General features: G+C 32.0%; 14 protein-coding genes. 6 read left to right on the plus strand and 8 right to left on the minus strand.

Annotated features, from left to right (window positions below; translation table 11 throughout):
- Window positions 1-93 precede the first annotated feature (93 nt).
- The 3 genes from Q4487_RS12930 (at window position 94) to Q4487_RS12940 (ending at window position 4898) form a co-directional block, all read left to right on the plus strand.
- Window positions 94-1851 (plus strand): ABC transporter ATP-binding protein, encoded by a 1758-nt coding sequence (locus Q4487_RS12930; protein ID WP_303543590.1) that lies wholly within the window; start codon window positions 94-96, stop codon window positions 1849-1851.
- An 81-nt stretch (window positions 1852-1932) separates the two neighbouring features.
- Window positions 1933-2307 (plus strand): PUR family DNA/RNA-binding protein, encoded by a 375-nt coding sequence (locus Q4487_RS12935; RefSeq protein ID WP_100895513.1) that lies wholly within the window; start codon window positions 1933-1935, stop codon window positions 2305-2307.
- Window positions 2308-2381: 74 nt separating this feature from the next.
- Window positions 2382-4898 (plus strand): M14 family metallopeptidase, encoded by a 2517-nt coding sequence (locus tag Q4487_RS12940; RefSeq protein ID WP_303543588.1) that lies wholly within the window; start codon window positions 2382-2384, stop codon window positions 4896-4898.
- A gap of 59 nt (window positions 4899-4957) precedes the next feature.
- Here the strand turns inward: Q4487_RS12940 and Q4487_RS12945 are convergent, their stop codons facing one another.
- Window positions 4958-5296, minus strand: coding sequence for a tRNA-binding protein (locus Q4487_RS12945; RefSeq protein WP_303543586.1), 339 nt, complete (start codon window positions 5294-5296; stop codon window positions 4958-4960).
- Between the two features lie 66 nt (window positions 5297-5362).
- Between Q4487_RS12945 and Q4487_RS12950 the strand changes: the two genes are divergently transcribed.
- The gene (locus Q4487_RS12950) at window positions 5363-5917 is read left to right on the plus strand and encodes a thioredoxin family protein (RefSeq protein WP_303543584.1); all 555 of its coding nucleotides are present in this window, start codon (window positions 5363-5365) and stop codon (window positions 5915-5917) included.
- 1 nt (window position 5918) lies between these two features.
- Here Q4487_RS12950 and Q4487_RS12955 read toward each other — a convergent pair whose 3' ends face one another.
- The 4 genes from Q4487_RS12955 to Q4487_RS12970 form a co-directional block, all read right to left on the minus strand.
- Window positions 5919-6464 (minus strand): YfiT family bacillithiol transferase, encoded by a 546-nt coding sequence (locus Q4487_RS12955; RefSeq protein WP_303543582.1) that lies wholly within the window; start codon window positions 6462-6464, stop codon window positions 5919-5921.
- Window positions 6465-6850: 386 nt separating this feature from the next.
- Window positions 6851-7783 carry a peptidylprolyl isomerase gene (locus tag Q4487_RS12960; RefSeq protein WP_100895510.1) on the minus strand — a complete coding sequence of 311 codons (933 nt, stop codon included), beginning with the start codon at window positions 7781-7783 and terminating at the stop codon, window positions 6851-6853.
- A gap of 77 nt (window positions 7784-7860) precedes the next feature.
- Window positions 7861-9255 (minus strand): M20/M25/M40 family metallo-hydrolase, encoded by a 1395-nt coding sequence (locus Q4487_RS12965; protein ID WP_303543580.1) that lies wholly within the window; start codon window positions 9253-9255, stop codon window positions 7861-7863.
- Between the two features lies 1 nt (window position 9256).
- Window positions 9257-10135: a PPK2 family polyphosphate kinase gene (locus tag Q4487_RS12970; RefSeq protein ID WP_303543577.1), complete on the minus strand. Its 879-nt coding sequence runs from the start codon at window positions 10133-10135 to the stop codon at window positions 9257-9259.
- Between the two features lie 175 nt (window positions 10136-10310).
- On the opposite strand from Q4487_RS12970, the gene Q4487_RS12975 reads away from it, so the two are divergent.
- Window positions 10311-10964, plus strand: a complete 654-nt coding sequence (locus Q4487_RS12975) for a hypothetical protein (RefSeq protein ID WP_157811117.1) — start codon at window positions 10311-10313, stop codon at window positions 10962-10964.
- 5 nt (window positions 10965-10969) lie between these two features.
- On the opposite strand, the gene Q4487_RS12980 is transcribed toward Q4487_RS12975, so the two are convergent.
- Both Q4487_RS12980 and Q4487_RS12985 read right to left on the minus strand, forming a co-directional pair.
- Complete coding sequence (locus Q4487_RS12980) at window positions 10970-11494, minus strand: SRPBCC family protein (RefSeq protein WP_303543666.1); 525 nt, start codon at window positions 11492-11494, stop codon at window positions 10970-10972.
- Window positions 11495-11571: 77 nt separating this feature from the next.
- The gene (locus Q4487_RS12985) at window positions 11572-12234 is read right to left on the minus strand and encodes an RNA methyltransferase (RefSeq protein ID WP_100895505.1); all 663 of its coding nucleotides are present in this window, start codon (window positions 12232-12234) and stop codon (window positions 11572-11574) included.
- Window positions 12235-12283: 49 nt separating this feature from the next.
- Between Q4487_RS12985 and Q4487_RS12990 the strand changes: the two genes are divergently transcribed.
- A complete protein-coding gene (locus Q4487_RS12990) occupies window positions 12284-12976 on the plus strand; it encodes an NAD-dependent deacylase (protein ID WP_303543574.1) in 693 nt (230 codons plus the stop codon).
- Here the strand turns inward: Q4487_RS12990 and Q4487_RS12995 are convergent.
- Window positions 12939-13412 carry a heme-binding domain-containing protein gene (locus Q4487_RS12995; protein ID WP_303543572.1) on the minus strand — a complete coding sequence of 158 codons (474 nt, stop codon included), beginning with the start codon at window positions 13410-13412 and terminating at the stop codon, window positions 12939-12941. The genes Q4487_RS12990 and Q4487_RS12995 overlap by 38 nt on opposite strands.
- Window positions 13413-13426: the final 14 nt, after the last annotated feature.

Genomic DNA, 13426 nt, shown 5'->3' on the forward strand with positions numbered 1-13426 from the left:
TAAGTTTTTATCTTATGATAATGATAACATAAGGTTATACTTCAAAAACCTATCTTTGCCAACTTAGTACAACACCACTATCCTTAAAAGTAAATGAAAGAGTTAAAACATATAAATAAGTACTTTAAAAAATATTGGCTTAAACTTACTATTGGTATTATTATTACTGTAATTGCACGTGTATTTTCATTAGTAATGCCTCCTTACGTAAACAAATCTATTAACGTTGTAAAAGAATTTATTAATCAAGATAATATATCTATAGAATTAGTTAAAGGACACTTACTAGACTATATACTTATAATTTTAGGAGCTGCTTTATTATCTGGTTTTTTTACTTTTTTAATGAGACAAACCATTATAAACGTATCTAGACACATAGAGTATGACTTAAAAAACGAAGTGTATGACCACTACCAAAAGCTAAGTCTTAATTTTTACAAAAAGAATAGAACTGGAGATTTAATGAACAGGATTAGCGAAGATGTTAGTCAGGTTAGAATGTATTGCGGACCTGCATTAATGTATGGGATGAACACCATTACATTGTTTGCCTGCATAATACCCATAATGTATTCTAAAGCTCCTACACTAGCTATTTACACGCTTATACCACTACCTATTTTATCTGTTTTAATTTATAAAATAAGTAAACTTATACACAAACGTAGTACGGTTGTACAGCAGTTTTTAAGTAAACTTTCTACGTTTGCACAAGAATCTTTCTCTGGTATATCTGTTATTAAAGCATATGGTATAGAAAACCGTACCAATGAAGAACTTGTGTCTTTAGCTAATGAGGGCAAAGATAAAAGTATGTCTTTGGTTAAAATAAATGCTTGGTTTTTTCCACTAATGGTTTTACTAATTGGTATTAGTAATATTATTGTTATTTATGTTGGTGGTAAACAATATTTAAACGGAGAAATAGAAAGTATTGGCCTTATTGCTGAATTTATTATTTATGTAAATATGCTTACGTGGCCTGTTGCTATTGTTGGTTGGTTAACGTCTATAATACAAAGAGCAGAAGCATCACAAGAACGTATAAACGAGTTTTTACAAGAAGAGCCTGAGATTAAAAATACCGTGACTAATCTTATGGAGATTAATGGTAAAATAGAGTTTAAAAATGTAAGTTTTACTTATGACGATACTAACATTACCGCTTTAAACAACGTTTCTTTTACTATAAATCCTGGAGAAACAGTAGCCATTATAGGTAAAACAGGTAGTGGAAAGTCTACTATTTTAGACCTTATTGCTAGGTTATACGATGTTTCTTCTGGTAATATACTTATAGATGATACTCCTATTAAAAATGTAAACCTAGATTGTTTAAGGCAAAATATTGGTGCTGTACCACAAGATGCTTTCTTATTTTCTGACTCTATAAAAGATAATATTAAATTTGGTAAAGAGAATGCTACAGATGATGAAATAATTGCTGTAGCCAAAAAAGCTGTTGTTCATAAAAATATTATGAACTTTAAAGAAAAGTACGACACTGTATTAGGTGAAAGAGGCATTACCCTAAGTGGTGGCCAAAAACAACGTGTATCTATTGCCAGAGCACTACTAAAGGATCCTAAAATTTACCTTTTTGATGACTGCCTTTCTGCTGTAGATACAGAAACTGAAGAAAAAATATTAAACAATCTTAAAACAGCATCTAAAAACAAAACTACTCTAATAGTAAGTCATAGAGTATCTTCTGCAAAAAATGCAGACAAAATTATAATTTTAGATCACGGAAAAGTAGTTCAAGAAGGAACTCATAACTCATTATTTGAGATAGACGGCTATTACAAAGCTCTTTATAATAGTCAACTCTCTGAGAAAGAAAGTTAGAAAAATGTTGTCAATTAGTTATTTTTTTTCCATTTTTGAGGAATACTATGATAACATTACACTAACAAGATAACTATAACAATGAGTGAAAAAGAACTAATGGATCAGGAAGAGATTTATTCAAAAGTACTAAGAGCCGGTAGACGGACTTATTTTTTTGATGTGAGGAGTACTAAGGCTGGAGATTATTATTTAACGGTTACTGAGAGTAAAAAATTTACACATGATGATGGATCTTTCCATTATAAAAAACATAAAATCTACTTGTATAAAGAAGATTTTACTCCGTTTAAAGAGATTTTAAATGAAATGATGGACTACATTATTGAAGAAAAAGGCGAGGAAGTAATTTCTGACAGACACCAAAAAGATTTTAAAAAAGAAGAACATTCTAACGTAGTTGAAGAAACTGCAACAGCAAGTAGCTTTACAAACGTAAGCTTTGACGACATTTAAATTCTAAAAAAAATGTATCTTTAAGCGACCCTTTAAAAGGGTCGCTTTTTTTATTTTCAAAAACTAACTCACCTATGAAAAAAAGACTTTTTTTACTAGCCTTTCTAGTGTTTCAACTAAACCAAGCACAAGAAAAACTAGACTTAAATTATTACCTACCACAAAACGTAACATACAACCCAAACATTCCTAAACCAATAGATATTATAGGTCATGAAGTTGGTGAGTGGCACGTATCTCATGATAAATTGCAGTTTTATATGAAAGCATTAGCAAAGGCTAGTGATCGTATTACTATAGAAAATAGAGGTGAAACTTATGAAGGCAGACCTATATTATTATTAACTATAACTTCTGCTAAAAATCAAGCTAATTTAGAAAACATAAGACAAGCTCACATTGCTAATACAAATAGCAGAGCAAATACCAGCAACCAACCTATTGTTGTTTACCAAGGTTTTTCTATTCATGGTAATGAGCCAAGTGGTGCAAATGCAGGTTTAGCATATGCTTACTATTTAGCAGCTGCACAAGGCAAAGAAATTGAAGAACAACTAAATAACTTAGTTATTCTAATGGATCCGGCTTTTAACCCAGACGGTATACAACGTTTTGCACATTGGGCAAACAGCAACAAAAGCAAAAATTTGAATCCAGATGGTAATGATAGAGAATATCATGAAACTTGGCCAAACGGACGTACTAATCACTATTGGTTTGATATGAACCGTGACTGGTTACCTGTACAATTACCAGAAAGCCAAGCAAGGATTACTACATTTCATAAATGGTTGCCTAATATTTTAACAGACCATCATGAAATGGGTACAAACTCAACATTCTTTTTTCAACCAGGAGAACCTACAAGAGTACACCCATTAACTCCAAAAATAAATCAAGAGTTAACAGCAGAAATTGGAACTTATCACGCCAAAGCTTTTGACAAAATTGGTTCTTTATATTATTCTGAAGAAAATTATGATGACTATTATTATGGTAAAGGATCTACTTTTCCTGACGTTAACGGTAGCATTGGCATTTTATTTGAGCAAGGTAGTTCTCGTGGCCACGTACAAGAAAGTGAAAATGGTATACTTACTTTCCCTTTTACAATTAGAAACCAGTTTACAGCAGCCTTATCTACAATAGAAGCTGCATATAATATGCGTTCTAAAATATTAGGGTACCAGCAGCAATTTTATAAAAATGCTAAATCTCAAGCAGCAAAAAGTAAAACAAAAGCTATTATTTTTGGAGACAATAAAGACGCCTCTAAAACTTGGCACTTAGCAGACATATTAAAAAGACATAACATTAAATTTAACCACTTAAAAACTGATGTTTCTATAAACGGCAAAAACTACAAAAGAGGAGCTAGTTATGTTGTTCCTATGAACCAAAAAAATTATAAACTTATAAATGCAATGTTCGAAAAAAGAACAACATTTACAGATAGTTTATTTTATGATATTTCTGCCTGGACATTCCCATTAGCTTTTAATTTAGATTACACAGAAACTACTAGTCTTAGTAATTTAGGTGAGGAAATAAAAGAACTTAAACCTTTAATTGGTAGTTTAACAGGAAATAGTAATTACGCTTATTTATTTGAGTGGAATGAGTATTACAGCCCTAGAGCATTAAATACTATTTTAGAGGCTGGCCTTAGAGTAAAAGTTGGTAAAGAGCCCTTTACTGTAGAGGGTAAAAGCTATGATTATGGTACTATTATGGTTCCTGTACAAAACCAACGTCTTAATAAAGCAGAGATGCAACAGTTTATGCTTCAAATAGCAGAAGAAAACAATTTAAAAGTGACTGCTGTGGGTACAGGTTTAACTAAAGGAATAGATTTAGGTAGTAATGAGTTTGATCCTATTAAAAAACAACAAGTAGGCTTACTAGTTGGTAGTGGTGTAACCTATGCAGATGCAGGAGAAATATGGCACTTGTTTGACCAGCGTTACAATATGAAAATTACCAAACTAGATACAGATTATTTTTCTAGAGTAGATTTAAGTAGATATACAGCTCTTATTATACCTAGTGTTTATGGTAGCGCTTTAGACAAAAGTTCTGTTGCTAAAATTAAAGATTGGGTTAAAGCTGGCGGCACTTTAATTGGATACAGAAATGCTGCATACTGGTTAAATTCTAACGAGCTTTTAAAAATAGATTTTAAAAAGGATTCTGCTATTGTAGCCAAAAATATTCCTTTTGATAAACGTAGAGATTTTAGAGGCGCACAAGTAACCGGTGGTGCAATTTTTGAAGCAAAGCTAGACCGTTCTCATCCTATAAATTACGGGTATAAAAACGATAAACTACCACTATTTAGGAATACTAACATTTACATTACTCCAGATAAGAATAGTTATAACAACCCTATACAATACACTAACAACCCTTTATTAAGCGGCTATATTTCTAAAGAAAATTTAGCTGTGCTAAAAAATAGTGTTCCGTTTAAAACAAATGGTTATGGTAAAGGACAAGTTATTTTATTTACAGATAACACTAATTTTAGAGCCTTTTGGTTTGGCACTAACAAACTTTTAATGAATGCCATTTATTTTGGTAAAATGATGTAAAAGTTCTAATCAACTATAAAAATCTCGGGCTAACAACTCGAGATTTTTTTGTTAAGTAACTATCCTATTTTTAATCCGTTTGGCACTTTAGCATCAGGGCTTAATAATATTACATCTTTACCCTCTACTGCTCCCATAACTAAACATTTACTCATAAAATTAGCTATCTGTTTTTTAGGGAAGTTTACAACTGCCATAATTTGCCTGTTTAGCAGCTGTTCTTTAGTATAGCGCAATGTTATTTGTGCAGATGTTTTTAAAACACCAATTTCTTCACCAAAATCTATTTTTAATTGATACGCTGGGTTACGTGCTTCAGGAAAATCATTAACATCAATAATAGTTCCTACACGCATATCAATTTTAGAAAAATCTGACCACGTAATTTGCTCTTTCATATCTATTATTTTTACCTTTACCATTCAAATATAGTTATTTTAACAGCTACATTTAAATAAAACAAAATGGCTCGTACACCAAGTAATATGTTAGCTTTAGGAACGGTTGCTCCTAATTTTAATCTTTTAGACACTACAACAGATACATTTATTGCTTTAGATAGCTGTAAAGGAGAAAAAGGCACTGTAATTGCCTTTATTTGTAATCATTGCCCTTTTGTAATTCACGTAAATCCAGAGCTTGTAAAAATTGCTAATGATTATAAAAGTAAAGGTTTTAATTTTGTTGCAATTTCAAGTAACGATGTCATAAACTACCCGCAAGATGCTCCAAACCTAATGGCAAAGGTTGCTATAGAAAATAAGTATAGTTTTCCTTATTTGTATGATGAAAGCCAAGAAATAGCAAAAGCTTATGATGCTGCTTGTACTCCAGATTTTTATCTTTTTAATTCTGATTTAAAATTAGTGTATCGCGGACAATTAGATGATTCTAGACCAGGAAACGGAATACCACTAAACGGAAATGACTTAAGAAATGCTTTAGATGCTTTATACAAAGGAGAGCTTATTAATCCGGAGCAAAAACCAAGTATAGGTTGTAATATTAAATGGAAGTAATTTAAAACCACCCCTCTCTTTCACATAAGTTTTTTATATGTGCATAGTGGTGGTTGCTATGCCAAGCATAACTACCAATATTTTCTGCTACTGTAACTTTTGTTTTGCCATAAGGGTGAATAAAAGATCTGTTTAGTTGATCATCTGTTAACCCCTTTAATAAATAAACCAATTTTGCGTGTAGTGCAGTTATGTAATTTAAAGACAATATTACTGGTGATGTAGAAGCATCTACCAAATTAGCCCAATCTTTTTCTTCATATGCTTTTATAACAGGTGCATCTTCTGTAAGTGCCCATTTAAAACGCGTATAACTATTGTGATGACTATCTGCTATATGGTGCACTAATTGTATAACCGTCCATCCGTTTGGTCTGTAAGGTGTATTTAATTGTTCTTCATTTAAATTTAATACAATATTTGTAAGCTTAACTGGAAAAGATTCTAAAACAGTTATCCATTTATTTATTTCCTGAGTAGAAATTTCAGTAGGACACGAAAAATGTCCTATTGGATATTTTAATGATTCTAGCGTACTACTTTTCATACCAACAAATACTTTATTAAACACCTAATTTGCTTACAATTAGATGCAAAATTACGCAAAAATTACAATTAAATTAACTTTTTACGCAACCCTTTTAACAAATGTGAATCTACCTAAAGAAGTACATATAATTAACACCCCCTAAGTTATATGAAGAAAGTTGGTAGGGTTTTTGTTAACATAATTGTTATGTAAGTATAAACCTTAATTTGAACAAATTAACCTATATAAGTATGATTACTTTTTTTCTTATTTTATCTGTACTAATTGTTGTAAATATTATTTTACTTACTGTAAGTGTAAATGGTAGTTTTTTATATAAACGAAAAAACCTCTCTTTAGAAAAGAGAGGCCTTAAAAAAAATTATGCGTAGTAGTTTTTAAAACTATTTTACATCCATTAATTCTACATCAAAAATTAGTGATGCATTTGGAGGTATAACTCCGCCTGCTCCTGCACTACCGTATGCTAAATTAGATGGTATAACAAAACGCGCTTTGTCTCCTACTTTTAATAAAGCAATACCTTCATCCCAACCTGGAATTACTTGTCCTACTCCTAATTGAAAATCTATTGGTTGGTTTCTTTTGTATGATGAGTCAAAAACTTGACCACTAGTTAAAGAACCTTCATAATGTACAGATACTGTTTTACCACTTTCTGCTTGTGCTCCACTACCTGTTTGAATAATTTTGTAACGTAGTCCAGAATCTGTTGACTCAAAACCTGCTGCTAATTTTTCCATTTCAGCTTCTGCATTAGCTTTTTCTTCTGCTAATCTTTTTTCTCTAGAACCTTCAAAAGTTCTAAAAGCTTCAACAGCATTCCATTTTTCTGCTTCTGCACCAACTCTAACTATTTCTAAACTTTCAATAGTATCATCTTGCGCAATAGCATCTACAACATCTTGTCCGCTCTCTACGTTTCCAAAAACTGTGTGCTTGTTATCTAACCAAGGTGTAGCAATGTGAGTTATAAAAAACTGACTCCCGTTTGTTCCAGGACCTGCATTAGCCATAGATAATACTCCAGGACCAGAATGTGTTAAATCTGGGTGAAACTCATCATCAAACTTATAACCAGCATCTCCAGTACCTGTTCCTAATGGGCAACCACCTTGTATCATAAAATCTGGTATAACTCTATGAAATTTTAATCCGTTATAATATGGTGTTCCTTGAGGCTTAACAGAGTTCTCTAAGTTACCTTCTGCTAAGGCTACAAAGTTACCAACTGTACCTGGTGTTTTATCGTGCGTTAATTTTACTAAAATTTCTCCTTTAGTAGTATTGAATTTTGCGTAAATTCCGTCTTGCATATCGCTTATTTTTTATGAGCCGCAAAGATAGTCATTGTTTTTTGTTAACAAAAGCCCAGACGTTTAAGAATTTGTTATTATCCTTTTATCTTTTTTGATGATACAATACCGTATTTATCAAACAAATACACCAAACTTGTCATTGTAGCTGCTCCTAATTCTAACTCCCTCTTATTTACGTGCTCAAATGTATCATTAGCTGCGTGGTGATGGTCAAAATAACGTTGAGAATCTGGGCGCAAACCTGCTAAAACAATATTGTCTTTTTTTAACGGACCAACATCTGCTCCGCTACCACCTTTTTCAAACAAGTGAATTAAATAAGGTTTAAATAAGTTCCTCCAGCTATTTATCTGCTCATAATTCTCTGTAGAACAGTCAAAAGAAAATCCTCTTGGCGAAAACCCACCAGCATCACTTTCTAAAGCAAAAATGTGATTTTCTCTTTTACTTTTAGCTACTTCTGCGTATTTATTACCTCCTCGCAAACCATTTTCTTCATTCATAAACAATACAGCTCTTATGGTACGTTTTGGTTTGTAACCAGATGCCTTTATTAAACGAAGTACATCCATACTTTGTACCACTCCTGCACCATCATCATGAGAACCATCACCCAAATCCCAAGAATCTAAATGTCCGCCTACTACAATAATTTCATTAGGATAAGTACTGCCTTTTATTTCTCCTATAACATTATAAGATTGTACATCATTATACTGTTTGCAATTTTGCTTAAAAAAGAACTTTGTCTTTGGATTTAGTTTTAAGGCTGTAGATAATAGCTCTGCTCCATTGGTGCTAATTGCTGCTGCAGGAATTCTGTTTTTTACAGGTGTATCTCCATAACTCATAGAACCTGTATGGGGATAATCATCTAAACGTAAGTTAACAGACCTAACAATTACTCCCACTGCTCCATACTTACCTGCCTCTGCTGCTCCAGAATAACGTTGGTCTACGCAACCTCCATATGCGGTAAAAGTCACAATATCCTTTGGGTTCATTGGTCTATTAAAAAACACAATCTTCCCTTCTATTTTATCCTTTCCTAAATCTTGTAATTCTTCAATACCCTTTACTTCTATCACATCTGCTTTTAAACCTAAAGCAGATGTTGCAACAGAACCTCCTAAGGCACAAATTGGTACATTTGTACTTCTACCATCTTCAGACAGTATGTTTGCATACTCTGGCAAACCACGTACCCATTTAGGAACCATAACTGGCTGTAAATACACACGGTCTACCCCTAGGTTTTCTAATTCTTTTTTAGTGTAATCTACAGCTTGTTGTGCTTCTACAGAACCAGACAAACGACCTCCAATTTGATTAGATAAATGATCTAGCCAATTATAAGCCATACCATCTGTTAATGCTGCATCATATATAGATCTTAGTTGTTTTTCATCTTCTGTTTGTGCTAAAATTGTGGTACAAACAAAAAGGAATAATAAGGTTATCTTTTTCATTCTATTCAGATTCTAATTGTGTTTTATACATTTCTAGATTAGCCTTAATTTCATCGTCTAATTCTGGCTCCTTAATATCTTTATACTTTTTTAATTCTTGTAATAATATTGATGCCACAACTACTCTAGCTCCTTTTTTATTATCTGCAGGTACAACATACCAAGGCGCGTGTGTTTTAGATGTCTTATTTATTGCATCCTCATAGCAATGTTGGTAGGTATCCCAAAGTTTACGTTCCTTTAAATCTCCAGGTGAAAATTTCCAGTTTTTTTCTTTTAAATCTAACCTACGTATTAACCTTTGGCGCTGTTCTTCTTTAGATAAATGCAAGTAAAACTTATAAATTAACGTTCCGTTTTCTGCTATATGCTTTTCAAAATTATTTATTTGCTCAAATCTTTTTGCCCAAAAAGCATCATCAATATCATCTACACTATGTATACCTGGTATATGCTCTCCCATAATATACTCTGGGTGTACGCGCGTTACCAAAACATTTTCATAATGTGTTCTATTAAAAACCCCAAATTTACCCTTTGCAGGCAATGCTATGTAATGCCTCCACAAATAGTCATGCTTACGCTCTAATTCTGTTGGCACTTTAAAACTATGCACCACAACACCACGAGCGTTAAAATCTTTAAAAATTTCACGAATTAAGCTATCCTTCCCAGCAGTATCCATTCCTTGTAAGCAAATTAAAACACTGTATTTACCGTGGGCGTACAATGTGTCTTGAAAATCGCCTAATTCTTCTCTAATATCTTCTAACTCTTTCTTTAGTTTTTTATCAGATTCTCCAAAGGTTTCTAATGTAGGTTTATTAGAAAGTTTTACCTCTTCTGTTACCTTGTAATTTTTTATATCTACGTTGCGCACTGTGTAAGGTTTAGTATTTTAAGAGACTGAATATACTATATTTTATTGATGTTTTCCTGCTTTATAACACATGAATAGGTTTTTTTGTCTCTTTAACGATAATAAAAGGTTATCAATACATTAGGTGTTATCTTGCAACTGAATCTGTACTTAAGGGTGCCCCAAAACCTTAAAAATGAGACGAAAAGTAAAAAATACATTCCTACTATTAACAGCTTTATTGTTGTTTTCTTTTGTTACAAATACTGCTTGTGATTTGGTAAATTCTAATTTAGGATTTGCATTAAAACAAACAAGTGACGCAGAGAAATCTCAAGATATAAACACTGTTAAATTTCATACTTACAAAGCCATTAAAACTTTACAAAAGTTAGACAAACAATTAAAAGATTGTGGGTGTACTACTGCTACTAAAGAAATTACTGAAGGCTTAAATTTACTAAAAGATGTTACCCACACTACCTCTTTATCTGCGGCAAAAGCAATATTAGAAAGTGCTACAGAAAACATTAATTCTAGTATAAAAAAGATAGCAGATTACAGTAAAAAAACTATCTCTAATAACACTACCAAAGCAAATGAAAATGCTAAAATTTATGCTGCCGTAGATAGTATTTTAATTCCTGTAGAAAAATCTATGATGGCAATGACGGTAGAAAAAGATAACTGCAAACAAGCTTATGCTACAGCCTTAGCTATATATGAAAAAAATGAGCTTAAACTTTTAGATGAGTCTTTAACTGAAGCAAAAAAATACTACCACTTAAGAAGTATAGAAATTGCTAAAAAAACAATGAAAAAGCTTGAAGATTGTGCCAAAAACAAATAGATAGACTAACTCTCTAACTCTGTTTTTAAAGCAAATAAACCTTCTTCAAAATCTTTACCTACTGCTTTATCCATATTTATAAAAAGCATAACAATACTTATAGGAAATGCATTTTTACCTGAAAAACCCCAAGTAACTTTGGTTTTTGTATCCTCTAAATTATAGACATTAAAATAACAATTAGAGGTGGACCTAAATGGTTTAAAAAAACGCAACTCGCCTTCTATACGCTCACCATCAATAATATTGGTAATTTCCTGTTCACCTTCTCCTACTTCTTTATTTCCGTTCCAGTAACTCACAAAACCAATTTGACCATCTGTGCCTGTGTACTTACGTGCCATATTAGGGTCTTTTTTAGCCCAAGGAGACCATATTTCTTGGTTTTTTAGTAATAAAATATAATTAAAAACTTCTTCTTTAGGCTTTAGTATATCTATAGACCTATAAACATTAAATGTTTTTGGTGCTATTACTGCTAAAATTATTATAAGTGCTACTAAACCGGCTAGTACATAAACAGCTATCATCATTTTGCTAAAGGTTTGGTTGGTAATTAAATATACAAAAAAATAGCATAACTTACTGTAGGTAATACTTTAGAGCTTTACTGTGTATTTTCTTTATAATAACGTTCTAAAATATCATCTATACTTTTTATAGATTTTTTTGTCCAGTCTAACCTAATTGCTACTTTTTCTTCTGGTGTAAGCTCCCAATCTTTAACCTCTTTTTTTAATTCGGTAGTCATATGCTGCAAAATTATGGCAGCAGATACAGATATATTTAAACTCTCACTAAAACCAACCATTGGTATTTTTACATAACCATCTGCCTTGTCTAATACTTCTTGACTTAAACCACTTCTTTCTGTACCAAAAAACAAAGCAATTTTATCATCAATCTTAAAATCGTCTAATAAGTGAGAGTCTGTATGCGGAGAAGTTGCTATAATTTTGTAGCCATCTTTACGCAGCGTATCTATACACTCTGTAGTAGTATTATATCTTGGTGTGCTAACCCATTGTTGGGCTCCCATAGCTATATTTTTATCTAAAGGTTCACTGTATTTACTTTCTATTAAATGTGCCGTTTGTACACCAAAAGCATCACAACTTCTAATAACTGCACTGGTATTATGCATTTGAAAAACGTCTTCTATAGCTACTGTTATGTAATTTGTTCTGTCTTTTAAAATGTCTAAAAAGCGTTCTTTACGTTCTTCGCTTATTATGTTTTCTAAATAAGTTAATAGTTTAGTGTCTGTCATAAAGACCAATATAAAAAGAAAAGTTTAATTTTATAAAAAACTATTACAAATGAAAAACATTGTTTTACTTACTGGAGCCGGAATTAGCGCAGAAAGTGGTATTAAAACATTTAGAGATGCTGATGGTCTGTGGGAAGGTCACGATGTTATGCAAGTAGCTTCTCCGCAGGGATTTGCTGCAGATCCTGAGTTAGTTTTAGATTTTTATAACCAAAGAAGAAAACAATTATTAACCGTAAAACCTAATAAAGCACATTTAGCTATTACAAAGTTACAAGAGCACTTTAATGTAACTGTAATTACCCAAAATGTAGATGATTTACACGAGCGTGCAGGCAACAAAAACGTGGTTCACTTACATGGCGAATTATTAAAAGTACGTTGCACAAAAAATGAAAATGAGGTACTAGAATGGAAAAAAGATTTGGTTTTAGGTAACTTATCGTCAACAAACAAGCAATTAAGACCACATATTGTTTGGTTTGGAGAAGAGGTTCCTTTATTACAAAAAGCAGCAGAAATAACAAAAACCGCAGACATACTTATTATAATTGGTACGTCTATGCAAGTATATCCGGCTGCTGGTTTAGTGCATTATGCAAATAATGGTACTCCCATTTATTTTATAGATCCCAACCCAAGTATTAAACAGAGTGATTTTAACAGCCTTACAATTATAAATAAAACTGCCGTTAATGGCTTACCTACTCTTGTTTCAACTTTAATTGATACAGAGCTCTAGTATTTTTAACCCAATTAATTAAAGCTTGTTTTTGTGCTTCTGTTAAATTAGCTTCGGTATGCGTCCAAGTATACTCTTTTAAAGGCATTTCTCCGCTCTCTACAGTTTCTAATACCTCATCAAGTTTATGGTCTTTTTTCTTTATGGAGTAATTTTCCCATTCCGAGAAATTTAAATGTTTTTTACCGTCTTTTACGTGGTCTGACAACCAATAAGAAACTGGCGCAATATTATTATACCAAGGATATGCTGTGGTGTTACTATGACAGTCATAACAACTAGTTGCTAGTATTTTTTGTACTTCTTTAGACGGATTTGTTTCTGTTAAAAAGGCAGTTTTTAAATCTGTTTCTGAGCTATTTTTTTCTGGTCTGTAAAATTGCATTGCAATTAAAATAACTAGTAAGGCAAGTATTATTTTTTTTAGTAATTTCATCAATCTAAAATTTA

Source organism: Cellulophaga sp. 3_MG-2023 (assembly GCF_030546975.1).
Taxonomy (GTDB): Bacteria; Bacteroidota; Bacteroidia; order Flavobacteriales; family Flavobacteriaceae; genus Cellulophaga.

What these genes read in the sequence shown, in the direction of transcription:
- Q4487_RS12960 (WP_100895510.1), bottom strand. Translation starts at nt 7,783, where the DNA reads ATGCAAGACGGAATTTACGCAAAATTCAATACTACTAAAGGAGAAATT.
- Q4487_RS12980 (WP_303543666.1), bottom strand. Translation starts at nt 11,494, where the DNA reads ATGATAGCTGTTTATGTACTAGCCGGTTTAGTAGCACTTATAATAATT.
- Q4487_RS12985 (WP_100895505.1), bottom strand. Translation starts at nt 12,234, where the DNA reads ATGACAGACACTAAACTATTAACTTATTTAGAAAACATAATAAGCGAA.
- Q4487_RS12930 (WP_303543590.1), top strand. Translation starts at nt 94, where the DNA reads ATGAAAGAGTTAAAACATATAAATAAGTACTTTAAAAAATATTGGCTT.
- Q4487_RS12945 (WP_303543586.1), bottom strand. Translation starts at nt 5,296, where the DNA reads ATGAAAGAGCAAATTACGTGGTCAGATTTTTCTAAAATTGATATGCGT.
- Q4487_RS12990 (WP_303543574.1), top strand. Translation starts at nt 12,284, where the DNA reads ATGAAAAACATTGTTTTACTTACTGGAGCCGGAATTAGCGCAGAAAGT.
- Q4487_RS12935 (WP_100895513.1), top strand. Translation starts at nt 1,933, where the DNA reads ATGAGTGAAAAAGAACTAATGGATCAGGAAGAGATTTATTCAAAAGTA.
- Q4487_RS12950 (WP_303543584.1), top strand. Translation starts at nt 5,363, where the DNA reads ATGGCTCGTACACCAAGTAATATGTTAGCTTTAGGAACGGTTGCTCCT.
- Q4487_RS12965 (WP_303543580.1), bottom strand. Translation starts at nt 9,255, where the DNA reads ATGAAAAAGATAACCTTATTATTCCTTTTTGTTTGTACCACAATTTTA.
- Q4487_RS12940 (WP_303543588.1), top strand. Translation starts at nt 2,382, where the DNA reads ATGAAAAAAAGACTTTTTTTACTAGCCTTTCTAGTGTTTCAACTAAAC.
- Q4487_RS12975 (WP_157811117.1), top strand. Translation starts at nt 10,311, where the DNA reads ATGAGACGAAAAGTAAAAAATACATTCCTACTATTAACAGCTTTATTG.
- Q4487_RS12995 (WP_303543572.1), bottom strand. Translation starts at nt 13,412, where the DNA reads ATGAAATTACTAAAAAAAATAATACTTGCCTTACTAGTTATTTTAATT.
- Q4487_RS12955 (WP_303543582.1), bottom strand. Translation starts at nt 6,464, where the DNA reads ATGAAAAGTAGTACGCTAGAATCATTAAAATATCCAATAGGACATTTT.